General features: G+C 64.5%; 23 protein-coding genes and 1 pseudogene. 5 read left to right on the plus strand and 19 right to left on the minus strand.

The features are described from left to right. Positions 1-27: 27 nt before the first annotated feature. A complete protein-coding gene (locus AACG97_RS12360) occupies positions 28-198 on the minus strand; it encodes a hypothetical protein (protein WP_009686627.1) in 171 nt (56 codons plus the stop codon). A gap of 222 nt (positions 199-420) precedes the next feature. Here AACG97_RS12360 and AACG97_RS12365 point away from each other — a divergent pair, with 222 nt between their 5' ends. After that, complete coding sequence (locus AACG97_RS12365; RefSeq protein ID WP_029885219.1) at positions 421-921, plus strand: methylated-DNA--[protein]-cysteine S-methyltransferase; 501 nt, start codon at positions 421-423, stop codon at positions 919-921. 4 nt (positions 922-925) lie between these two features. On the opposite strand, the gene AACG97_RS12370 is transcribed toward AACG97_RS12365, so the two are convergent. Together AACG97_RS12370 and AACG97_RS12375 are read right to left on the minus strand one after the other, a co-directional pair. Beyond that, positions 926-1,168, minus strand: a complete 243-nt coding sequence (locus AACG97_RS12370) for a hypothetical protein (protein ID WP_009686629.1) — start codon at positions 1,166-1,168, stop codon at positions 926-928. Continuing rightward, entirely contained in the window at positions 1,165-1,902 is a 738-nt protein-coding gene (locus tag AACG97_RS12375) for a carbon-nitrogen hydrolase family protein (protein ID WP_197885590.1), read from the minus strand. The genes AACG97_RS12370 and AACG97_RS12375 overlap by 4 nt, the downstream gene beginning before the upstream one ends. A gap of 224 nt (positions 1,903-2,126) precedes the next feature. Between AACG97_RS12375 and AACG97_RS12380 the strand changes: the two genes are divergently transcribed. Beyond that, positions 2,127-2,852 carry a metallophosphoesterase gene (locus AACG97_RS12380; protein WP_115294006.1) on the plus strand — a complete coding sequence of 242 codons (726 nt, stop codon included), beginning with the start codon at positions 2,127-2,129 and terminating at the stop codon, positions 2,850-2,852. Here the strand turns inward: AACG97_RS12380 and AACG97_RS12385 are convergent. Beyond that, positions 2,800-3,414, minus strand: coding sequence for a LysE family translocator (locus AACG97_RS12385; protein WP_125854698.1), 615 nt, complete (start codon positions 3,412-3,414; stop codon positions 2,800-2,802). The genes AACG97_RS12380 and AACG97_RS12385 overlap by 53 nt on opposite strands. A 106-nt stretch (positions 3,415-3,520) precedes the next feature. After that, the gene (locus AACG97_RS12390) at positions 3,521-4,330 is read right to left on the minus strand and encodes a helix-turn-helix transcriptional regulator (protein WP_125854697.1); all 810 of its coding nucleotides are present in this window, start codon (positions 4,328-4,330) and stop codon (positions 3,521-3,523) included. A gap of 131 nt (positions 4,331-4,461) precedes the next feature. Here AACG97_RS12390 and AACG97_RS12395 point away from each other — a divergent pair, with 131 nt between their 5' ends. Continuing rightward, positions 4,462-5,085, plus strand: a complete 624-nt coding sequence (locus AACG97_RS12395) for a LysE family translocator (RefSeq protein ID WP_125854696.1) — start codon at positions 4,462-4,464, stop codon at positions 5,083-5,085. Between the two features lie 91 nt (positions 5,086-5,176). On the opposite strand, the pseudogene AACG97_RS12400 reads toward AACG97_RS12395, so the two are convergent. The 12 genes and pseudogenes from AACG97_RS12400 to mobA form a co-directional block, all read right to left on the minus strand. Continuing rightward, positions 5,177-5,419, minus strand: a pseudogene (locus tag AACG97_RS12400) (hypothetical protein); the annotation flags it as partial. Positions 5,420-5,532: 113 nt separating this feature from the next. Further along, positions 5,533-5,808, minus strand: a complete 276-nt coding sequence (locus AACG97_RS12405) for a peptidylprolyl isomerase (protein WP_009686637.1) — start codon at positions 5,806-5,808, stop codon at positions 5,533-5,535. A gap of 177 nt (positions 5,809-5,985) precedes the next feature. Further along, on the minus strand, positions 5,986-6,756 hold the full coding sequence (hbdH, locus tag AACG97_RS12410) for a 3-hydroxybutyrate dehydrogenase (RefSeq protein WP_009686638.1): 771 nt from the start codon (positions 6,754-6,756) through the stop codon (positions 5,986-5,988). A gap of 10 nt (positions 6,757-6,766) precedes the next feature. After that, positions 6,767-8,158 (minus strand): GntP family permease, encoded by a 1,392-nt coding sequence (locus tag AACG97_RS12415; RefSeq protein ID WP_009686639.1) that lies wholly within the window; start codon positions 8,156-8,158, stop codon positions 6,767-6,769. A 232-nt stretch (positions 8,159-8,390) separates the two neighbouring features. Further along, the gene (locus AACG97_RS12420) at positions 8,391-9,773 is read right to left on the minus strand and encodes a sigma-54 interaction domain-containing protein (protein WP_110678397.1); all 1,383 of its coding nucleotides are present in this window, start codon (positions 9,771-9,773) and stop codon (positions 8,391-8,393) included. A gap of 52 nt (positions 9,774-9,825) precedes the next feature. Further along, on the minus strand, positions 9,826-10,842 hold the full coding sequence (locus AACG97_RS12425; RefSeq protein WP_009686642.1) for an ABC transporter permease: 1,017 nt from the start codon (positions 10,840-10,842) through the stop codon (positions 9,826-9,828). Then, positions 10,842-11,900 (minus strand): microcin C ABC transporter permease YejB, encoded by a 1,059-nt coding sequence (locus AACG97_RS12430; RefSeq protein WP_225785579.1) that lies wholly within the window; start codon positions 11,898-11,900, stop codon positions 10,842-10,844. The genes AACG97_RS12425 and AACG97_RS12430 overlap by 1 nt, the downstream gene beginning before the upstream one ends. After that, positions 11,897-13,825 (minus strand): extracellular solute-binding protein, encoded by a 1,929-nt coding sequence (locus AACG97_RS12435; protein ID WP_445261813.1) that lies wholly within the window; start codon positions 13,823-13,825, stop codon positions 11,897-11,899. Before AACG97_RS12435 ends, AACG97_RS12430 begins: the two co-directional genes overlap by 4 nt. A gap of 11 nt (positions 13,826-13,836) precedes the next feature. Then, positions 13,837-14,118 carry a peptidylprolyl isomerase gene (locus AACG97_RS12440; RefSeq protein WP_009686645.1) on the minus strand — a complete coding sequence of 94 codons (282 nt, stop codon included), beginning with the start codon at positions 14,116-14,118 and terminating at the stop codon, positions 13,837-13,839. Between the two features lie 80 nt (positions 14,119-14,198). Further along, positions 14,199-15,260, minus strand: coding sequence for a 3-deoxy-7-phosphoheptulonate synthase (locus AACG97_RS12445; RefSeq protein WP_009686646.1), 1,062 nt, complete (start codon positions 15,258-15,260; stop codon positions 14,199-14,201). A 568-nt stretch (positions 15,261-15,828) separates the two neighbouring features. Then, positions 15,829-16,137, minus strand: coding sequence for a hypothetical protein (locus tag AACG97_RS12450; RefSeq protein WP_029884859.1), 309 nt, complete (start codon positions 16,135-16,137; stop codon positions 15,829-15,831). 122 nt (positions 16,138-16,259) lie between these two features. Beyond that, positions 16,260-16,850 carry a molybdenum cofactor guanylyltransferase MobA gene (mobA, locus tag AACG97_RS12455; protein ID WP_197885594.1) on the minus strand — a complete coding sequence of 197 codons (591 nt, stop codon included), beginning with the start codon at positions 16,848-16,850 and terminating at the stop codon, positions 16,260-16,262. A 186-nt stretch (positions 16,851-17,036) separates the two neighbouring features. Here mobA and AACG97_RS12460 point away from each other — a divergent pair, with 186 nt between their 5' ends. After that, on the plus strand, positions 17,037-17,348 hold the full coding sequence (locus AACG97_RS12460) for an HU family DNA-binding protein (protein WP_197885595.1): 312 nt from the start codon (positions 17,037-17,039) through the stop codon (positions 17,346-17,348). A 27-nt stretch (positions 17,349-17,375) separates the two neighbouring features. On the opposite strand, the gene AACG97_RS12465 is transcribed toward AACG97_RS12460, so the two are convergent. Both AACG97_RS12465 and AACG97_RS12470 read right to left on the minus strand, forming a co-directional pair. Further along, positions 17,376-20,501 (minus strand): efflux RND transporter permease subunit, encoded by a 3,126-nt coding sequence (locus tag AACG97_RS12465; protein WP_225785575.1) that lies wholly within the window; start codon positions 20,499-20,501, stop codon positions 17,376-17,378. Positions 20,502-20,512: 11 nt separating this feature from the next. Then, positions 20,513-21,688 (minus strand): efflux RND transporter periplasmic adaptor subunit, encoded by a 1,176-nt coding sequence (locus tag AACG97_RS12470; protein WP_125854692.1) that lies wholly within the window; start codon positions 21,686-21,688, stop codon positions 20,513-20,515. Between the two features lie 271 nt (positions 21,689-21,959). Between AACG97_RS12470 and AACG97_RS12475 the strand changes: the two genes are divergently transcribed. Further along, entirely contained in the window at positions 21,960-22,661 is a 702-nt protein-coding gene (locus tag AACG97_RS12475) for a response regulator transcription factor (protein ID WP_009686653.1), read from the plus strand. Positions 22,662-22,663 lie beyond the last annotated feature (2 nt).

A 22,663-nucleotide genomic window follows, 5' to 3' on the forward strand; every position in this document is an offset into this window, starting at 1 on the left:
TCAGACCGCGCCAGGTTTCAACCGGGCTTACGACTGCTTGATCAGTTTGCGCCCGGCCCCTCGGCGTACCACACTGCATATCCAGCGCTTGCCGCAGCGATAGGGCGCACGGATGAAGGTAAGGTCCGCGATGCGCCGCGCCCCCTGAGCCTTGAGTGCCTGGGCGAGCTGGGCGAGCGTTTCTGCCACGATGGTCATGGTTCACCTCATGAATTGACTTCATTCATAATTCTCGACCCATCAAAAGAACCCGTGACTCAGTTCGATTAGGGTTAATCACAAAGTGATAGTGTGGACGCCTCAGTCCGCCCGTCCGGTGCGGATCAGTGCCTGCTGTGCAGTTACCCGAGCAAGAAAGCGGATGCGCCACAGACGGTGGATCTTTACAGTGGCGACATCGCAATCTGCAGGAGCCCGCTGATGTCCAGCGCATTCACCATGATGCAATCGCCTGTGGGCACGCTTACCCTGGTAGCGCGCGGCGATCGCCTGGCAGCCGTGCTGTGGGAGAACGAGCGCGAAAACCGCGTGCGCCTGGGCGCACTGCACCGTGACGATCAGTGCCCGGTGCTGCTGGAAACCGCTCGCCAACTGGGTGAGTACTTCAGCGGCAAGCGCCGACAGTTCGAGCTGCCGCTGGATTTTGCCGGTACCGGGTTCCAGCGCCAGGTGTGGGCCGCGTTGCTGGCCATACCCTTCGGTGAAACCCGCAGCTACGCCGAGATTGCCCGGCAGCTCGGCAACCCCGGTGCGGTGCGTGCAGTGGGCGCGGCCAATGGCCGCAACCCCATCTCGATCATCGCGCCTTGCCACCGGGTCATCGGTGCATCGGGCAACTTGACCGGGTTTGCCGGCGGGCTGGCGGCCAAGCAATACCTGCTGGCGCTGGAAGGGCGGCAGAGCCTGGCGCTGGACCTTTAGCTGTTCAGCCGAACCAGCTGGCGATCAGGCAGGCCAGCACCGCCAGTACCGAACCTGCCATCAAGGTGTAGTGCCGGTGGGCCCGCCGCGCAGCCTGTTGCACTTCACGCAGGTAGGCGCCGGGTGTCGGCGCGTCGGGCCGGTGACGCAAATGCTCGGCCACGTCGGCCATTTGGCCCCGGATGATCAGGCCGGTCAGGTAGTAGGCACAGGCATAGCTGAGCAGGGCCAGTACGAAATAGGTCATACCGGGTCCAGTGGCAGTGCAATGGCATTGGCCTGGCGGGTATCAAGCACGATGAGGCCTTCGCTGCGGTCGTCCAGGCTGGCCAGCAAGTGGCCCTTGCTGTCCCACGCAGCCGAGCCGCCGGCGCCAATGAAGGTGTCGGCTGGCCCCACGCAGTTTGCCAGCAGCACCGGCATGGCCAGCTCGCGGGCGACCCGCATGTAGTGCGGGTGTCCCTCGCTGATCCCTTTGGCGGTTTTCGCCACGCTGACCATGTACAGGTCGGCGCCATGTTCACGGGCCGCAGCGGCATGCCCCATGAACATCGACTCGTAGCAGATCGCCGGGGCGATGCAGTGTTCACCCAATGTCAGCAACAAGGCTTGGTCACCGGCGCTGAACCAGGGCAACTCATCGGCATGCAAGCGCCGTTTGGCATAGACCTGGCGCTGTGCATTGGGGCTGAACACAGGCATGCCGATGCGTATGCCGTCAGGGGCTGGCAGCGGCAGGCCGACGGCAACGGTGATGCCCAGGCGGTCACTGGCGGCCTGCAGCGGGTCCAGCTGCCTGGCGCTGACCGGCATGGCCGCCTGGCGTGCCACACTGGGCTCATAGCCGGTCAGCGACAACTCGGGAAACACCATCAGTTCGGCGCCAAGCGCTGCAGCCTGTTCGATGCAGGCCAGATGGCGCTGCAGGTTGGCTGAGACCTCGCCTTTGAGCGATGCCAGTTGTACGGCGCACAGCTTCATGTAAACCCTTCCCTGGTAAAGGTTGAAGCCGCCAGCATACTATCGGCCACGACGCCTGTACCAGTGAAGGGGCGTTCAGCGAGCACAAGGGGCGAAAGTGGCCCGCGACCTGCGCGCTTGGAGCAGGTTGTGCCATGCTGTTCATCAAGGGCGCGATGCGTGCGGGGGGAGGCCGGGTCCGTCAGCCTTCCCTGCCTGGGCAGCGCCAGCAGAGGAACAGTGAGATGGGACGGTTACGGCGCATGATCGCCAACCTGCGGGGCCGCGACCTGGCAGTGGGCGATATTCACGGCCATTTCCAGCGACTGCAGCAATGCCTGGATGCGGTGGATTTCGACCCCGCCGTGGACCGCCTGTTCAGCGTGGGCGACCTGGTCGACCGCGGGCCAGACAACGAGGCGGCCCTGGAGTGGCTGGCCAAGCCTTGGTTTCATGCCGTGCAAGGCAATCATGAGGCCTTGGCCATTACCCGCGTGCGGGGTGGGAAACTGGACCTGGCCATGTACCGCGAAGCTGGCGGCGGTTGGTTCATCGACCTGCCGCGGGCTGAGCAACTGCGCTTCGTCGAACGTTTCGAGCAACTGCCGATTGCGATCGAGGTTGAAAGTGCGGCAGGTCTGGTCGGCCTGCTGCATGCCGACAGCCCGACTGCCGATTGGCTGCAATTGAGAACGTGGCTGGAGCTGCTGGATGACCCCAAAGTCAGGCAAGTATGCCAGTGGTCGCGGCGGCGACTCAGGGCTGGCGATACCGAGCCGGTGCAAGGCCTGCGCGCCTTGCTGGTGGGCCACACGCCGGTGCCGCAGGCCACGCTGCTGGGCAATGTCTGGCACCTGGACACCGGCGGCTGGGCCAGCGGCCACTTCACCTTGGTGGACATGCGCAGCCTGAAGCTGGTCAGCCCCAGGCCAGGTGTAACAGCACAGCCGCGCCCAAGAGCACCAGCATGATCCCGGAGCTGCGTTCCAGCCACGGCAGCCAGCGCGCGAAGCGCCGCAGTACCCGCTGGTTGCCGATGGCCACGGCGATCAGCAGGTCCCACAGCAGCACCACACCGAACATCCACAGCGCGCAAGCGGCTTTCCAGCCGGCACTGGCGCTGCCCAACATACTGGCCAGGCTCGCGTAGAACAGTGCGTTCTTGGGGTTGAGAAGGGCAGACAGCAAACCCATGCCCAGCCCCTGCCACCACCCTGGCCCAGTGTGCTTGCCAACGGCCGCAGTCAGGCGGGTATGCCCTGCATGGCGCAGGAACAGCATACCGATGTACACCAGGTAGACGGCACCGACCAATTGCAGGCTGGCAAACAATGGGCTGCCTTCCTGGAGCATCGACAAGCCGGTGAAGGCCACGGTGATGAACGCACCATTGGCCAGGGCGATACCCAGGCACACGCCGCTGGCGCTACGCCAGCCGCTGCTGACCGACGTGCGTGCGACCAGGAAGAAGTCTGGGCCTGGCGATAGCAGTGCAAGGAAATGGACGAGGGCGACGATCAGGAATATTTGCATGGGCCGGGCTGCTCTGCGTTAAAGGCCGCAGTCTGCTGCCGGGCTGGCATGGCGTATTGAAGAATATTGCAGGGGCCTCATGGGTCAGCCTCGCGGCTGTGCACCTTCAAGCGCCGCGATACTGCCCCGGTGTCACCCCCACATGAGCCTTGAACACCCGCTGGAAATGGCTCTGGTCGGCAAACCCCAACCGGTAGGCCACCTCTGCCAGTGCCTGCCCTTTGCCCAGCAGCTGCCGCCCAAGGTTGACCCTGGCGTTGAGCAGGTAAGCATGGGGGGTGAAACCGGTGGCTGCACGAAACGCCCGAATCAACTGATAGCGCCCAAGCCCGGCCTCCCGCGCCAGTACCGCCAGGCTCAACTGTGCCGGATCCTGGGCTTCGATCCTTGCGATCAAGCCGCTCAGGGCCGTAGCCGCCAATGCCGGTGCCGGTGCCAGCGGCAGCTGCGCGGCAAAGTCCAGGTCCCCGAGAAAGGCGACCAGCGCCGCGTCTTTCTCTGCATTGCTGGCGGTGGAGAACAGCAGGCCGTTCAGCTCGCAGAATTGTTGGTACAGCAGTGCCTCCCGGCAGATACGCGCAGGGGCGCCAGCCCCGCCGTCACCCAGTTCCGACTCCAGGCGCAGTTGCGACAGCCAGTGGGCATCCACATGCAGCATCTGGTAGCTCCAGGCATAACCGGGTGCGGGGTTGCAGGCATGCACGCGCTGGGGCGGTACCAGCACCAGGGTTCCAGGTGTCAACCGCGCCTGCCCGCCGCCAGCGCCGCTGAACAGGCTGAGGCCAGCATCCACTGCGCCGATGGAGAATGTCGGGTGGCTGTGGGCTTTGTAGCAGGCGCGGCTATGGCAGGCGCGCCGGCTTTCCACATGTGGCAGGTTCGGGTCGCGCCACAGTGCGGCGTGGGTACGGGGCATTATGCGCTCCTCGGGGTTGTCGGCAGGGTAACAGCTGCAAGGCACCTGTACAGTTTTTATCGCTGGCTGTCACTTGACCGAATGGCCCCGGGCCCGCCGAAATAGGCGCCTGCTGCCAAAGGAAAACAAGAATGGACTTATCGAGCGTGCTGCTCTTCATCCCCGCCTGCTTCGCCCTGAACATGGCCCCGGGGCCGAACAACCTGCTGTCGCTGCACAACGCCAGCCGCTACGGGCTGCGCACCGCCTGTGTGGCCGGTGCCGGGCGCATTCTGGCGTTCAGTGGCATGATCGCGCTGGCGGCCATGGGCCTGGCGGTGGTGCTGCATACCAGTGAATACCTGTTTCTGGCCATCAAAGTGGTGGGCGCGGGTTACCTGTTCTACATTGCCTGGCAACTGTGGCGGGCTCCGGTGGGCGTGGCTGCGAGCACCGGCGGTGAGCTGCGGGGCATGTGGCACCTGGCGCGGCAGGAATGCTTCGTAGCGGCCGGCAACCCGAAGGCGATCCTGATTTTCACTGCGTTCCTGCCGCAGTTCGTAACCGTCGACAGTCGTATGCCGGTCAGTGAGCAGTTCCTCTGGCTGGGAGCGCTGTTCCTGGTGCTGGAATGGGCCGCGATCGCCCTCTATGCAGGCCTTGGCGCCTACCTGCAGCGCTGGTTCAGCCAGCCAGGCCCGCGGCGCCTGTTCAACCGGGTCAGCGCCTCGCTGTTGGGTTGCGCTGGCCTCGGCCTACTGGTGGCGCGTCGCTAGGGTTCAACTCGGGTAGTAAGCTGTTCACTTTTGCCGAGACAGGGCATTAGAACGCCCAGCGTATGCCCAGGTTCACCCCGCTGGCTTCCTGCTGGCCAGCGCCGAACGTCACGTCGCCGGTGATCGTGCCACTGCCCGATGCTGGCAGTACCAGGCGGTTGTCGCCGCTGGTATCAACCAGCGAGGGGGCGCTGCCACTGTCGCAGCTGTAACTGTCGTTACCGGCAGTGGGCGTGAAGGTGCACGCGGCATGTGCAGCGGGCAGGGCAATGCTCAATAACGGCAGTGAGCCAAGAGCCAGCATCAGGCGCAGACGCATCAGGGAAGCCTCCATTGACCAGGGGGCCCTGCAGGTCACGCATGGCGTGCAGGGTTACCGCGGTTTTTATAGAGGTGTGCGTGCTGGGCACAACTGGCAAAAATGTCAGGTGGCACAGGGCCAGTGTGTTAGTCGCGGTAGAAGGTTTGCACCAGGTGATAGCCGAACTTGCTCTTGATCGGGCCGTGTACCACGCGCAGGGGCTTCTTGAAGATGACCTGGTCGATGGCGCCGACCATTTGCCCTGGGCGGACTTCACCCAAGTCGCCGCCCCGTTTGCCGGACGGGCAAGTCGAGAACTTTTTCGCCAGCACGTCGAACGCCTCGCCATTGGCGATACGCTGCTTGAGCTTTTCGGCTTCGTCAGCGGTCTTGACCAGAATATGGCGGGCTTGAGCTTTCATGGATTACCTGTGCTTCGGGGGGTGAAAAGCGCGCATTATGCCTGATTGCTGCGTGTTTGTGGCCATTCACCCAGCCCCGTGGGCGGTGCTCTCGCACCGCTGATAGCGCATGAACTAGCAGCCGCGTCAGCGGCGAACACCGGCAAAAACCGGTGCCAACCACCGCGGGAGCCTGCGTCACTGGGCCAACCAGCCCCCGTCAACGTTCCAGGCGGCACCACGCACCTGGCTACCCGCTTCGCTGCACAGGAAAAGCACAAGCTCGCCCAGGTGCTGCGGGGTAACGAAGGCCAGCGAAGGTTGCTTTTCCGCCAGCAGGTCATGTTGCGCCTGCAGCGCATCGCCACCGTTGGCGGCACGGTCATCGATCTGTTGCTGCACCAGCGGGGTCAGCACCCAGCCCGGGCAAATGGCGTTGCAGGTGACAGGGCTGGTGGCGGTTTCCAGGCCCACGACCTTGGTCAGGCCCACCACGCCATGCTTGGCGGCCACGTACGCCGCCTTGCCGGTCGAACCGACCAGGCCATGCACGGAGGCAATGTTGATGATGCGCCCCCAGTTGCGCGCGCGCATGCCCGGCAGCGCCAGGCGTGTGCCATGGAAGACCGCCGACAGGTTGAGCGCGATGATCTTGTCCCAGCTTTGCACCGGAAACCGTTCGACCGGGGCCACATGCTGGATACCAGCGTTGTTGACCAGGATGTCGACGCCGCCGAACTCGCGCTCGGCCGCGGCGAACAATGCCTCGATCTGGGCGACCTCGGCCAGGTCGGCCGGGTGATGGATGGCTTTTACCCCATGCCGGGCAATTTCCGCCAGGGCGGGTGCCGGGTCGCCAAAGCCGTTGAGGACGATGTTGGCACCGGCCCGGGCCAGTACCTGGGCGATACCCAGGCCGATGCCGCTGGTCGAGCCGGTCACGAGTGCAGTCTTGCCGTTGAGGGTCATGCAGTGCTCCTTAGACAATGCCAGTGGCGTAGAACGTGGCAATTACCACGAACACTGCCAGGGTCTTGATCAGGGTAATACCGAAAATATCCTTGTAGGCTTCCCGGTGGGTCAGGCCGGTGACTGCCAGCAGGGTGATCACCGCGCCGTTGTGCGGCAGGGTGTCCATGCCGCCGCTGGCCATGGCCGCTACCCGGTGCAGCACCTCGAGCGGAATGTTGGCGGCATGGGCGGCGGCGATGAAGGTGTCACCCATGGCGGCCAGCGCAATACTCATGCCGCCCGAGGCAGAGCCGGTGATACCGGCCAACAGGGTGACGGTGATGGCTTCATTGACCAGGGGGTTGGGGATGCCGCGCAGGGCATCGGCCAGCACCAGGAAGCCTGGCAGCGAGGCGATCACTGCGCCAAAGCCATACTCCGAGGCCGTGTTCATGGCTGCCAGCAAGGCGCCGCCGACAGCACTTTTGGTGCCTTCGGCCAAACGGCTGCGGATGGCGCCGAAGGCACATGCCAGCACCATCAGGATGCCGACCAGCAATGCTGCCTGTACCGCCCAGATGGCGGTCAGCTTGGCCACGTCGCTGTTCACTGGGGCACTCATGCCGGGCAGTTGCAAGCTGTGGCTGGCGCCGTACCACTGCGGGATCCAGTGGGTGAACAGCAGGTTCATCACCCCCACCAGCATCAATGGGGATATCGCCAGCCAGGGGTTGGGCAACCTCAGGTCGGCAGCGGTTTCCGGTTCGTTGCGCAAGTCGGTGCCATACCCTTCACCGGCACGCTGGGCTTTGTTGCGCTGGCGCTGCAGGTAGGCCATGCCGGTGCAGAACACGAACAGTGTGCCGATCAGGCCCAGCCAGGGTGCGGCCCAGGCGGTGGTGTTGAAAAAGGTGCTGGGGATGATGTTCTGGATCTGCGGGGTACCGGGCAGGGCATCCATGGTGAATGAAAAGGCCCCCAAGGCAATGGTGGCCGGGATCAGCCGTTTGGGGATATTGCTCTGGCGGAACATCTCGGCCGCAAACGGGTATACCGCAAACACCACCACGAACAGCGAGACGCCGCCGTAGGTCAGCAACGCACAGACCAGCACGATCACCAGCATGGCCTGGCGGGTGCCGAGCAGGCGGATGGCAGCGGCCACGATCGAGCGGGAAAAGCCGGACAGCTCGATCAGTTTGCCGAACACCGCACCCAGCAGGAACACCGGGAAATACAGCTTGATGAAGCCCACCATTTTTTCCATGAAAACCCCGGTGAAGGCGGGGGCAACGGCGGACGGGTCAGTGAGCAGAACGGCGCCGAGGGCCGCGATAGGGGCGAACAGTATGACGCTGTAGCCGCGGTAGGCGGCCAGCATCAGCAGGGCCAGCGCGGCAAGGGCGATGAGCACGGTCATCGTGTTTCTCCTGGGTGAGTCTTGTTGTTATCGGTTTGCAGGAGAAAGCGGATATCGTGCCAATTTTTAACTTATTGATTTACATAGAGTTTTTATTTTTTGCAGTGTTTCAGTCTCTGTTTTGAGATTTTGTTGTTCAAGCGCACGCACCATCTCCTCCCAGATTTGCACGCTGCCTGCCTGCACAATCGAGCTTGTTGAGCTATCTCTAAAAAGAGACAAAAGTCTCTGCTCAGAGACCAAGCGCCACCATCTTCTTGTACAGGGTAGAGCGCCCCAGCCCCAGCGCCTTTGCCGCCTGCGGCACGTTGCCCGCATGGTCCGCCAACGCCCCGGCGATCAGTGAGCGCTCGAATGCCTCGCACGCCTCGCGGTAGGTCTGGCGCACCGGTGCCGCCGACAGCGGACTCAACGGCCCCAGCGCCGCACGCAAGTCTGCCACCCCCAGGCGTGGTTGATCGGCCAGCAAGGTCGCCCGCTCCAGCACGTTGCGCAGTTCACGGATATTCCCCGGCCAGGCATGGCGTGCCAGCAGTTGCTGCGCCTCGGTTTCCAGCTCGTATTGGCTGCCCAGCTCTGCCAGCACGGCCTCGCATAACGCCGGCAGGTCCTCCAGCCGCTGCCGCAGCGGGGGTACTTCGATCGGTAACACGTTCAGCCGGTAGTACAGGTCGGCGCGGAATGCGCCGCGGGCCATGGCCGCCTGCAGGTCGATGGACGTGGCCGCAATGATGCGCACGTCGCTGCGCAGCATCTGGTTCGACCCCACCGGCTCGTATTCCTTTTCCTGCAGCACCCGCAGCAGCTTGCTTTGCAAGGCCAGCGGCATGTCGCCGATTTCATCGAGGAACAATGTGCCGCCTTCGGCCAGTTGCAGCTTGCCGCTGCGGCCTTTGCGGTCCGCCCCGGTAAAGGCACCGGGCGCGGTGCCGAAGAACTCGGCCTCCAGCAGTGTTTCCGGGATGGCGGCGCTGTTGATGCTGACGAACGCTTTGTGGGCCCGGGCCGAGGCGGCGTGGATGGCGTGCGCCAGCAACTCCTTGCCCGTGCCCGTCTCGCCCAGCAACAGCACCGGCGAGTCACTGCCTGCACCGCGCCGCGCACGGCGCTTGGCTTCCAGGCTGGCAGCGCTGCTGCCAACGAACTGCGCAAAGCTGTACTTGGCCTGGCGGGCGCGCAGTTGCGAGCGGGTCGAGGCAAGCTCCTGCTGCATGCTCGAATAACGCTTGAGCAGCGGCGACAGGCTGCGCAACTGATCGAACAGGGCAAAACCGATGGCGCCGATCAGCGCGCCTTGGTCGTCGTGGATAGGCAGGCGCATGACCACCAACGGCTCGTTCGGCGTGTCCAGCATGTCCAGCAGGATAGGCCGGCCATTGCTCACCACCTCGCGCATCAGGCTACCGGGGATCACTGCTTCGCAGGGCTGGCCAATCGCACTGGCCGCGTCGGCCAGGCCAAAGCGCCGGGCATAGCGTTCGTTCATCCAGGCGATACGCGCCTGGCGGTCGACGATCACCGTACCCTCGCTGGACTGTTCGATGATCTCGAACAACGAACGGATCGCCAGTTGCCGAACGTGGGGGTAGTCCTTGAGGCTGTCGCTGTCGTGCATGGAAAAAGTCCTGAATACGTTGTTTGCCCGCGCCGGCACCTTGCCTGAAACGTCAGCCCTTCGGGTCAAACGCCTGCCGCAAGGCATCGCCGATGAACACCAGCAGCGACAAGATCAGCGCCAAGGCAAAGAACGCGGTAAAGCCCAGCCACGGTGCCTCCAGGTGTTGCTTGCCCTGGGTCACCAACTCCCCCAGCGAGGCGCTGCCCGCGGGCATGCCGAAACCGAGGAAGTCCAGCGCGGTCAGCGTGGTGATGGCCCCGGTGAGCATGAACGGCACGTAGGTCAGTGTGGCATTCAAGGCATTGGGCAAGATATGCCGCAGCATGACCTGGCTGTCTGGCAAACCCAGCGCCCGGGCTGCCTTGACGTATTCCAGGTTGCGCCCCCGCAGGAACTCGGCCCGCACCACGTCGACCAGGGTCAGCCATGAAAACAGCGCCATGATCCCCAGCAGCCACCAGAAATCCGGCTCGACGAACCCGCTGAGGATAATCAGCAGGTACAACACCGGCAGCCCGGACCATACCTCCAGCAGGCGCTGGCCGAACAGGTCGACCCAGCCCCCGTGGTAGCCCTGCAGGGCGCCTGCCGTCACCCCGATGACCACGCTGATCACGGTCAGGGCAAAGGCAAACAGCAAAGACACCCGCGTGCCATACAACACCCGGGCCAGCACATCACGGCCCTGGTCATCGGTACCCAGCCAGTTGCTGCTGCTCGGTGGGCTGGGCGTTGGGACCTGCAAGTCGTAGTTCGGGGTGTCGGCGCTGAACGGGATCGGTGCGAACAGCATCCAGCCGCCCTGGTCCTCGATCAGCTTGCGCACATAGGCGCTGCGGTAGTCGGGCTGGAACGGCAACTGGCCGCCAAATTGCTGCTCGGTATAACGCTTGAGCGCCGGTACGTACAGTTCGCCCTGGTAGCCCAGCAGCAACGGCTTGTCGTTGGCCACCAGCTCGGCGCCCAGGCTCAGCGACAGCAGGGCGGCGAATACCCACAGCGATACCCAGCCCAGGCGGTTGCGGCGAAAGCGTTGCAGGCGCCGGCGCGCCACAGGCGACAGCATCAGTGTGCCCTCGTGTCGAAGTCGATGCGCGGGTCCAGCAAGGTGTAGGCCAGGTCGCCGATCAGGCGGATCAGCAGCCCTGCCAAGGTGAAGATGAACAACGTACCGAAGACGATGGGGTAGTCGCGGGACACGGCGGCGTCGTAGCTCATGCGGCCCAGGCCATCCAGTGAGAAAATTACCTCGATCAGCAGCGAGCCGGCGAAGAACACGCTGATCAGTGCCTGTGGCAACCCTGCCACCACCAGCAGCATGGCGTTGCGCAATACATGGCCGTAGAGCACCCGCCGCTCACTCAGGCCCTTGGCGCGGGCGGTGACCACGTACTGGCGCGAAATTTCGTCGAGGAAGGCATTTTTGGTCAGCAAGGTGAGGGTGGCGAACCCGCCGATCACCAGGGCGCCGACGGGCAGTACCAGGTGCCAGAAGTAGTCGGCCACCTTGCCGAGCAGGCTCAGCTCGTCGAAGTTGTCGGAAACCATGCCACGCACCGGAAACCAGTTCAGCGAAGTGCCGCCGGCAAACACCACGATCAGCAACAGGGCGAACAGGAACGAGGGCAGGGCGTAGCCGACCACGATCAGTGCGCTGCTCCAGGCATCGAAGTGGCTGCCGTGGCGCACCGCCTTGCGAATGCCCAGGGGGATGGACACCAGGTAGGTGATCAGCGTGGCCCAAAAGCCCAGCGACAGGGTGACCGGCAGTTTGTCGAGGATCAGGTCGGTGACCTTGGCACCCCGGAAAAAACTGTTGCCGAAGTCCAGCCGGGCATACTGGCCCAGCATCAGCCAAAGGCGCTCGGGCGCTGACTTGTCGAAGCCGTACTGGCGCTTGATCTCTTCGATCAGTTTGGGGTCGAGCCCGCGGGTGGCGCGTGATTCACCGTGCACAACCTCCGAGCGCGCACCGGGGGCGCCACCGCCGATGCCTTGCAGGCGCGCCACGGCTTGTTCCACCGGGCCGCCTGGCGCGGCCTGCACGATGACGAAGTTGACCAGCAGAATCGCCAGCAAGGTCGGGATGATCAGCAGCAGGCGGCGCAACAGGTAGCGGGTCATGGGGCGGCGTTCCGGCGTATGGCCATCTGTTCATTGGTCAGCGCCGTTGGGTTGATCTCCCACCAGGTGTCCAGGCCTTCATCGTAGGTGGCCGGAACCTTGGGCAAGCCGAAGCGGTTCCACCAGACGGTAGAGCTGCCTGGCGGGTAGTAGTTGGGGATCCAGTAGTAATTCCACTGCAGCACCCGGTCCAGGGCGTGAGCGTGGCGCAGCATGTCGGCCTCGCTGGCAGCGCGTACCAGGCCGTCGATCAGGTGGTCGACGGCCGGGTCCTGCAGCACCATCAGGTTGTTCGAACCGGGGTCGTGGGCAGCGGCCGAGCCGAAGTAGTTGTACAGCTCGGCACCCGGTGAAAGCGTCACCGGGTAGCCGGTCACGACCATGTCGTAGTCACGGGCCATCAGCCGGTTGACGTACTGCGCCGAGTCGACGTTACGGATGTTCAGGGTAACGCCGATCTGTGCCAGGTTGCGCTTCCAGGGCAACAGCAGGCGCTCCATGCCGGCCTGGCCGTTGAGGAAGGTGAACGCCAGTGGCTCACCTTCGCGGTTGACCAGGCGGTCGCCATCGGCATGCCAGCCGGCCTGCTGCAGCAGGGCCAGGGCTTGCAACTGCTGGGCGCGGATGATTCCCGAGCCATCAGTGACCGGTGCCGTGAACACGTGGTCGAAGACTTCCTGCGGCACCTGGCCACGCAGCGGTTCGAGCAGTTTCAGCTCGCCGGCATCGGGTAGCTGGCGGGCGGCCAGCGGTGTATTGGAGAACACGCTCTGCTGGCGGATGTACAGGTTGCGCATCATCTGCCGGTTGCTCCACTCGAAGTCCCAGAGCATGCCCAGTGCCTGACGCACACGGCGGTCCTTGAACTGCGGCCGGTCCAGGTTGAACACGAAGCCCTGGGCTACCTGCGGTTTGGCCGGGCCCAGGTGGGCCCGTTGCAGGCGACCGTCGTCCAGTGTGGCGCCGTTGTAACCCAGGGTGTAGGCGGTTGCGGAGAACTCGCGGTTGTAATCGTAGCCCCCGCCCTTGAGCACCTGGCGCGCCACCTCGGTGTCGCCGAAGTACTCGATGCGCAGTTTGGCGAAATTGTAGCGGCCACGGCTGGCCGGCAGGTCACGGGCCCACCAGGTGGGGTCACGCTCGAAGGTGATGCTGCGGCCATTGTCGATCTGGCCGATGCGGTAGGGCCCACTGCCGACCGGTTTGTCGAAGCCGGCCCCGTTGGCGAAATCGCGTTGCTGCCAGTCGTGCTCGGGCAGCACGGGCAAGCTGGCCAGGTCCAGCGCCAGGGTACGGCCGTGCCCGGGCTTGAAGTCGAAGCGGATGCTGCGCGGGCCTTCCACGGTCACCGCGCTGACGTCGGCGAACTGGGTGCGGTAGGTCAGGCTGCCTTTGCTCATCAGCAGGTCGTAGGTGAAGCGCACGTCTTCGGCGCGCACCGGCTTGCCGTCGGCAAAGGTCGCCCGTGGGTCGATATCGAAACGCAGCCAGGCGTCATCCGGGCCACGCTCCATGCGCCGGGCGATCAGCCCATAGACGGTGTAGGGTTCGTCGAATGAGCGCACGGCCAGGGGTGCGAACAACAGGCCATCGACCTGGCTGACACCAATACCTTTGTCGATGTACGGCAGGATATGGTCGAACTGGCCAATCTCGATGGCCGAGCGGCGCAGCATGCCGCCCTTGGGGGCGCTGGGGTTCACATAGTCGAAATGCTGGAAACTGGCGCCGTAGCGGGGGGCTTCGCCGTACACCGTGAGGGCATGGGTGGGGGCGGCCAGGGTATCGAGGGCGAAACAAAGCAGCAACAGGCACCACAACCCATGCAGAAGCGGGTTAGCCCGCGAATACCCCCGAGCATGCAGCCTCGTTGCCTGAGCTGACGTATTCGCGTGTGAACCCGCTGCCACCGGGGGCATGAACAGCTGTTGGCTGCTTAGTCCTGACGGCTGGTGACTTCCAGCAGGTGGTAGCCGAACTGGGTCTTTACCGGGCCTTGCACGGTATTCACAGGTGCGCTGAACACCACGGTGTCGAATTCCTTGACCATCTGGCCTGGGCCGAACGAACCCAGGTCACCGCCCTGGCGGCTGGACGGGCAGGTGGAGTTGGCTTTGGCGATTTCAGCGAAATCGGCACCGGCTTCGATCTGGGCTTTCAGTTCGTTGCACTTGTCTTCGCTGGCAACGAGGATGTGACGGGCGGTTGCACGGGCCATGGGTACTGCTCCTTGGGGTAAAAAGTGCAAGCCTAGCGCACTTGTCCGGGGTATGTCTCGCCAGGCTTGCAACCATCGGCTCACAGTTGTTGTGCGGCTTCGCGCAACAGCGTTTCGGTCGAGGCCCAACCCAGGCAGCCGTCGGTGATCGACACGCCATACTTCAGGGCGCCCTTGCCCAGCGCCTGGCAACCGTCGAACAGGTGGCCTTCGATCATCACGCCGACCAGCGAGCGGTCGCCGCTCAGGCGTTGCGCCAGCACCTCATTGAACACCGCAGGCTGGCGCGCTGGGTCCTTGCCGCTGTTGGCATGGCTGCAATCGACCATGATCCGCGGCTGCAAGCCAGCCTTGGCCAGCGCCTGGCGGGCGAGGGCAATGCTAGGGGCATCGTAGTTGGGCCCTTTGTGGCCGCCGCGCAGTACCAGGTGGGTGTCGGGGTTGCCCAGGGTTTCGATGATCGCCGGGTGGCCTTGCGCGTCCAGGCCGAAGTGGCGGTGCGGGTGTGCGGCGCTGCGCATGGCGTCGCTGGCTACGGCAATACCCCCGTCGGTGCCGTTCTTGAAGCCCACTGGCAGCGCCAGGCCGCTGACCATTTCGCGGTGGATCTGCGATTCGGTGGTACGCGCGCCTACCGCAGCCCAGGCCAGCAGGTCGTCGAAGTAGCCCGCGGCCAGCGGTTGCAGCAACTCGGTGGCGATGGGCAGGCCGCGCTCGATCATGCTCAGCATCAGCCCGCGAGACAGGGCGATGCCGGCATGCATGTCGTCGCTGCCATCCAGGTGCGGGTCATACGCCAGGCCTTTCCAGCCCACCGTGGTACGCGGTTTTTCGACGTAGGCGCGCATCACCAACAGCAGCTTGTCGTCGACGTCGCGGCTGAGGGCGGCCAGGCGGTCGGCGTATTCCAGCGCGGCGCGCGGGTCGTGGATCGAGCACGGGCCGACGATCACCAGCAGGCGCTGATCGTGGCCTTCGAGGATGTTGCGTATAGCCTGGCGGTGGGCATGTACTTGCTGGGCCAGGTCTGTGGCGAGCGGCATTTGCTGTTTAAGCAGGTGCGCACTGGGGAGGCGTTTGCTGACTGCGGTGTTGGCCGCTTGCGGCTGGGTCAGGGGCAGGGCGAGGCTGGAGGCGTGCATGGCATTTTTCCCTGGGCGGACGGCGGGGGCTGGCCCGCTCGGTCGGCCCTATCGAGGTGTTCGACAGATCGTTGAATTACTGTTGGCTGCTGCATTGCCACCTGTGCAAGACCGATCGGAGGCGGCTGGCTGGCCCGAGCGGGATTGGCTAAATCGCCAGGTGTAGGTGTCGGCGTAGTAATAGGTGGCGTAGTTCATGAAGCGGTCCTCAATGTGAATCAATGGTTTTTTCAAAGGCCTGAAACGCAAAACCCCCGGTCGGGGAGCCGACCGGGGGTTTGAGTATTCTCATGTTCGGCGGCCCCTCGAAGGTGGGCGCCGTGCAGGTATCGGCGCCTAGTGGCTAAACCAATACCCGAAGTAATAGCTTGCTGGAGCTACGCAGCCGGCAACGGCCAGCACAGGGCGCGGTTGGCGACCGGTGTGGTTGGCGAGGTGGCGGATGTGTGTTGGCATGTTGCGCTCCAGTGAATGAGCCCGAGCTTACTGCAGTTCGGCTGGGCCATTCAATGGATAAATACTATGTGTCCAATCATTTATTTGTGTACTGAATGGTTAAACGGCCCTGTCAACGGCTGTCCTGATCTTCAGCGGTACCACCGCTGGCGCCGGCACCCGAGCCCGTAGCCTCGCCGGTGCTGTTGGAGCCGCCCGTGGCGCCATCGGCGGCATCGGTGCTGCTGCCGGTGTCGCTGCTGTCATTGCTTTTGCCGCTGCCAGGGGTATTGACGCTGCTGCCCTCACCGGCAGTCTTGCCGCCAGATTGGTCGGTTTGTGGGTGGCTGTCGGTGTTGGTGGCCGTGGCGGCGAAGCTGGTGCCAGCGAGTGGGGTCAGCGCCAGTGCCAGGCACAGGGAGAGCGGGCGAATGCGGATCATGGGATATCTCCATCGTGGGGATGATCTGTCATTCGTTTGGCCTGGTGAGCCGGGCTGGGTGCCGTTCGGGCGACGAGCGGTAAGCGCAACAAGCGATGGGGGCCGCTGCGCCGGGCCGGCGATCAGCGAGGTTGCGCGTGTTCCTGCAGCAACTCGGGGCTGTTGAAGTTGCTCAAGCGGCGATCGTCTGCGCTGCACTCAAGTGCTTGCACCTTGTCGCGCAACAGGGCCTTTTGCAAGCTCCGCTCACCCTCGGCCCAGGCTTGCTCCAGCACCGGCAACAACTGGCGCGGCAGCACGCTGAACATCGGCTGCCAGTAGCCGCCCTGGTGCGCCATCGCGGCACTGTCATTGGCCGCAGCAACCCGCAGCAGGTCTTCGATCAGTGCGCGGTCGACCAGCGGTGCATCGCAGGCCAGCACCACCACCCATGCATGCCGCGCCACCTTGAGCCCGGCAATCACCCCCGCCAGCGGCCCGGGGAAGTCGTTGTCGGCATCGCCCACCAACTGGTCGGCATACACCCGGTAGGCCTGCTGGTTGCGGTTGCAGGAAATCACCAGGTCGTCAGTCAGGGGCCGCAGCACGCGATGGATTGCGGCCACCAGTGGCTCGCCCTGCCAGCTGATCAAGCCCTTGTCCCGGCCGCCCATGCGTTGCCCGCGGCCCCCCGCGAGGATCAGGGCAGAGCAGGTGAGCAATTGTTCAGTCATTGGCTAAAGTCCGAGGCAGGCACGCAGGCAACCCTCACACGCACGACAGCGGTTGTCCAGTGGACGTGAGCGCGGGGCCAGGGCACTGACATTTTTGCCAGTTGTGCCCGCCGCTGCTTCTCCCTTGAATAGGGCTGCAGCCTTGCCCGCGCAATGAGGGCAAGCCAGATTCCCAGGAGAAGGCAATTGAACAAAGCGCAACTTATTGAACAGGTAGCAGCGCGCGCCGAACTCAGCCAGGCGATGGCCAAAAAGGCAGTCGATGCCTTCATCGACGGGATCAAGGCATCGCTGAGCACACACACGCCTGTCGCTTTGGTGGGTTTCGGCAGGTTCGAGACTGCCCGAAGGCCAGCGCGGGTCGGCAGGGACCCGCGGTCTGGCAAACCGTTGAAGATTCCGGCGGCGATGACGGTCAAGTTTCGAGCTGGCAAGGCCCCCAAGGACGCCGTCAGATTCAACGGGGAGGCCGACGCCAAGACCAAACCCCGCAAGTGAACGAAGAGGGTCCCTGGGGACCCTCATTCAGGGGCTGTCGTGCAGCGCCTCGCCGGCCGTTACGGTTTTGCGCGTGCCAGCCAGCCGCATCACGCTGACGAAGAACACCGGCACGAATACCACCGCCAACGTTGCGCTCAGCATGCCGCCGATAACCCCGGTGCCGATCGCCTGTTGGCTGGCCGAGCTGGCACCGCTGGCGATCGCCAAGGGCACCACGCCGAGGATGAACGCCAGCGATGTCATCACGATCGGCCGCAGGCGCAGGCGGGCGGCCTGTACGGCGGCATCGGCGGCGTCCACGCCTTGGTCGACCAGGTGCTTGGCGAACTCAATGATCAGAATGGCGTTCTTCGCCGACAGGCCAATCAAGGTGATCAGGCCGACCTTGAAGAACACGTCGTTGGGCATGCCCCGCAGGGTTACCGCCAGGACCGCACCCAGCACGCCGAGCGGCACTACCAGCAGCACTGCGGTGGGTATCGACCAGCTCTCGTACAGCGCAGCCAGGCACAGGAACACCACCAGCAGCGACAGCGCCATCAACATCGGCGCCTGGCTGCCGGACAGGCGTTCTTGCAGTGACAGGCCGGTCCATTCCAGGCCGGCACCGGCGGGCAGTTGCGCCACCAGGCGCTCGATTTCGGCCATGGCTTCGCCCGAGCTGTAGCCGGGGGCCGGTTCGCCGGAAATCGACACCGCCGGGTAGCCGTTATAACGCGTCAGTTGCACCGGGCCGCTGACCCATTTGGCCTGGACGAACGCGGCCAACGGCACCATCTTGCCGCTGCTGTTGCGCACATGCATGTTCAGCAGGTCTTGCACCTGGCTGCGCTGGTCGCCTTCGGCCTGCACCACCACGCGCTGCATGCGGCCCTGGTTCGGGAAGTCGTTGACGTAGCTGGAGCCCACTGCCACGTCGAGTACCGAGCCGATATCGGCAAACGTCACGCCCAGGGCATTGGCCTGGCGGCGGTCGATCTCCAGCTGCACCTGCGGGCTTTCCGCCAGCGAGGCTTCGCGCACGTTGCTCAGTACCTTGCTCTTGCCGGCCTGCTCGAGCAGCTGGTCACGCGCCGCCATCAGCGCGCGGTGGCCCATGCCACCCCGGTCCTGCAGGCGGAACTCGAAGCCGGTCGACTCGCCAAGCCCGTCGATGGGCGGCGGCAGCACGGCGTAGGCCACCGCATCCTTGAGTTGCGTGAAGGCCTGGTTGGCGCGCTCGGCAATCGACTGGGCAGTGTGTTCGGCACCGCGCTCGGACCAGTCCTTGAGGGTGGTGAAGGCCAGCGCGGCGTTCTGCCCGCTGCCCGAGAAGCTGAAACCCAGGATCAGTGTGGTGTTGCCGACCCCCGGTTCTTCACTGTTGTGCGCCTCGATCTGGGCGGCCACCTGTTCGGTGCGCATGCGGCTGGCGCCCGGCGGCAGCTGGATGTCCGTAATGGTGTAGCCCTGGTCTTCGGTGGGCAGGAACGCCGTGGGCAGCTGGCTCAAGCCATAGCCCAATACCCCCAGCAGCAGCGCATACAGCAACAGGTAGCGCCCGCTGCGTTGCAGCGCTTGCATGACCCAGCGCTGGTAGCCATCGCTCATGCCCTCGAAACGGCGGTTGAACCAGCCGAAGAAACCCTTGCGTGCATGCTGTTCGCCCTTGGCCACAGGCTTGAGCAGCGTGGCGCACAGTGCCGGGGTCAGGCTGAGGGCGAGGAATGCCGAGAACAGGATCGATACCGCCATGGCGACCGAAAACTGTTGGTAGATCACACCCACCGACCCTTGCATGAAGGCCATGGGCAGGAACACCGCCACCAGTACCAGGGTGATGCCGATGATCGCGCCGCTGATCTGGCTCATGGCCTTGCGCGTGGCTTGCCGGGGCGGCAAGCCTTCTTCGGCCATGATGCGTTCGACGTTTTCCACCACCACGATGGCGTCATCGACCAGGATGCCGATGGCCAGCACCATGCCGAACAGGGTCAGCACGTTGATCGAGAAACCCAGCGCCAGCATTACGGCGAAGGTGCCCATCAGTGCCACCGGTACCACCAGGGTCGGGATCAGCGTGTAGCGCAGGTTCTGCAGGAACAGGAACATCACCGCGAACACCAGCAGCATGGCTTCGAACAGGGTACTGATGACCTGCTCGATCGACACCTTGACGAACGGCGAGGTGTCGTAGGGGATGTCGTACCTGACCCCCTCGGGGAAGTAGCGCGCCAGGTCCTGCAGTTTCGCCCGTACCAGGGTGGCGGTCTGCATGGCATTGGCGCCCGGTGCCAGTTGCACGCTGAAGGCCGTTGCCGGCTTGCCGTTCAAGCGGGTGCCGTACTGGTATTCCTGTGCGCCGACTTCCACCCTGGCGACATCGCCAAGGGTGACCACGGAGCCGTCGGGGTTGGCGCGCAGCACAATGGCGGCGAACGCTTCCGGCGTGCTCAGCTGGCCTTTGACCACCACGTTGGCCGTGATTTCCTGAGTGCTGCGGCTGGGCAGGTCGCCAATGCTTCCAGGGGCTACCTGGGCGTTCTGGCCGGCGATGGCGTCGGCCACGTCGTTGGGCGTGAGGTTGAAACCGACCAGTTTGCGCGGGTCGATCCAGATGCGCATGGCCCGTTCCGAGCCATACAGCTGGGCCTTGCCGACGCCTTTGAGGCGGCGTATTTCATCCATCACGTTACGCGCCAGAATGTCCGACAGGGCGGTTTCGTCGAGTTTGCCGTCTGTGGAGGTGAGGGTGGCCAGCAGCAGAAAGCCGGTGGACACCTTCTCGACCTGCAGGCCCTGCTGGGTGACCGGCCTCGGCAGGCGGGACTCGACCACCTTCAGGCGGTTCTGCACGTCGACCTGGGCCAGGTCCGGGTGGGTACCCGGGGCGAAGGTGGCGGTAATGGTGGCGCTGCCCAGGCTGCTCTGGGATTCGAAGTACAGCAGGTTGTCGGCGCCGTTGAGTTCCTGTTCGATCAGGCTGACCACGCTTTCGTCCATGGTGGCTGCCGAGGCGCCGGGGTATACGGCGTAGATCTCGACCTGCGGCGGTGCCACGTTAGGGTATTGGGCCACCGGCAGTTGCGGGATGGCCAGCGCGCCGGCCAGCAGTATGAACAGCGCGACCACCCAGGCGAATACCGGGCGGTCGATGAAGAATTGCGGCATGGGTCAGGCCCTCACTGGCCGTTGTGCTGTGCGATGGGCGGCGTTTGTGGGCTGGGGTCGACCTGCACCTGGTCGCCGGCCTTGACGTGCTGCAGGCCCTCGATGACCACGCGCTCACCAGCGGCCAGGCCGGCGCTGACGATCCAGCGGTCGCCCAGGGTATTGCCCAGCACCACCTCGCGCTCGCTCACCCGCGCCTGCGGGTCGACCACCAGTACCTTGGGCTCCCCGGCGCTGTCACGCAGAATGGCGCGCTGCGGCACACTCAGGCCATGGGGTTGCACGGCCTGCTCGAGGCGCACGCGCACGTAGCTGCCGGGCAACAGGTCCAGGTCCGGGTTGGGGAACTCGCTGCGCAGGGTGATCTGGTTGGTGCTGGGGTCGACGCTGATGTCGGAGAACAGCAATTTGCCCGGCAGTGGGTAGGCGCTGCCGTCGTCCTGGATCAGCGTCGCCCGGGCCTGACCGTCGCCCACCTGCTGCAGCTCGCCCGCGCGCAAGGCGCGGCGCAGGGCATTGAGCTCGCGGGTGGATTGGGTGACATCGGCGTGGATCGGGTCCAGTTGCTGAATGGTCGCCAGCGGGGTGCTCTCGTTTTGCCCGACCAGCGCGCCTTCTGTGACCTGGGCACGGCCAATTCGCCCGGAGATGGGCGCGGTGACCGTGGCATAGCCGAGGTTGAGGCGTGCGCGCGCCAGTGCCGCCTTGGCTTCGGCTACGGCGGCATCGGCCTGCAGCAGGCTGGCCTTGGCATTGTCGTATTCCTGGCGGCTGACCGCCTTGTCGTCGACCAGCTGGCGGTAGCGCTGCTCTTGCAGGCGGGCCTGGTAGCGAGTGGCTTCCGCCTTGGCCAAGGTTGCGCGGGCACTGTCGTGGTCGGCTTTGAACGGCGCCGGGTCGATCAGGAACAGCACATCGCCTTGCCTGACGTCACTGCCTTCGCGGTACACCCGCTTGAGCACCACGCCGGCGACCCGCGCGCGCACTTCTGCGGTACGCGGGGCCAGGATGCGGCCACTGAGTTCGCTGCTGATGGCCAAGGGCTGCAGTTGCAGGGTTTCCACCCGTACTTGCGGGGTGGGTGCCTGTTCGTCTTGCTCGGCGCTGTTGCCGCAGCCGGCCAGGGACAGGCTCAGAAACGCCAGAAGCGCCACTGGGCGCAGGCGAAGGGAGAGGGTAGTAGGCATGCGGATCTTCCGATGATGACGGGGTATATGCTACGGCAGGCATTGCTGGGCGGCTGTTAATACCTGTAGGGCGAGTGTGAAAAAATGTAAAGAACAAGCCTGTGGTGTTGCAGTGTTCTATATCCTGAGTATTCCTGTGCCGGCCTCTTCGCGGGCTTGCCCGCTCCCACAAGGACCGCACAGTATCTGAAATCTGTGCTGTACCTGTGGGAGCGGGCAAGCCCGCGAAGAGGCCGGCAAGGTCCAACACAACCTAGATTCCCAAGCACCTATGCCGAATATTCTCCTGGTCGAAGACGACAGCGCCCTGTCCGAGCTGATTGCCAGCTACCTGCAACGCAACGACTTTCATGTGCAGGTGATCGCCCGCGGCGATCATGTGCTGGACGAGTACCGCCGGCAAAAGCCCGATCTGGTCATTCTCGACCTGATGCTGCCGGGCCTCGATGGCCTGCAGGTCTGCCGCCTGTTGCGCCAGGAATCGCAAGGCTTGCCGATCCTGATGCTGACCGCCCGTGACGACAGCCACGACCAGGTACTGGGCCTGGAAATGGGTGCCGACGACTATGTGAGCAAACCCTGCGAGCCCCGTGTGCTGCTGGCGCGGGTGCGTACCTTGCTGCGCCGCAGCAGTGTCAACGAGCCACGGCTGGACCACGACCTGATCGTGATCGGCGGCCTGCGCATCGACCTGGCCGAACGCACGGTCAGCTGGCGCGGCGACGAAGTGGAGTTGTCCAGCGGCGAGTACAACCTGTTGGTGGTGCTGGCGCGCAACGCCGGCGAAGTGCTGAACCGCGACCGCATCCTGCAGCAACTGCGGGGCATCGAATTCAATGGTACCGACCGCTCGGTGGACGTGGCCATTTCCAAGCTGCGGCGCAAGTTCGACGACAACGCCGGTGAAGCGCGCAAGATCAAGACCGTATGGGGCAAGGGCTATCTGTTCAGCCGCGTCGAGTGGGAGTGCTGACC

It is taken from the genome of Pseudomonas sp. Nvir, from assembly GCF_963778085.1.
GTDB lineage: Bacteria > Pseudomonadota > Gammaproteobacteria > Pseudomonadales > Pseudomonadaceae > Aquipseudomonas > Aquipseudomonas juntendi.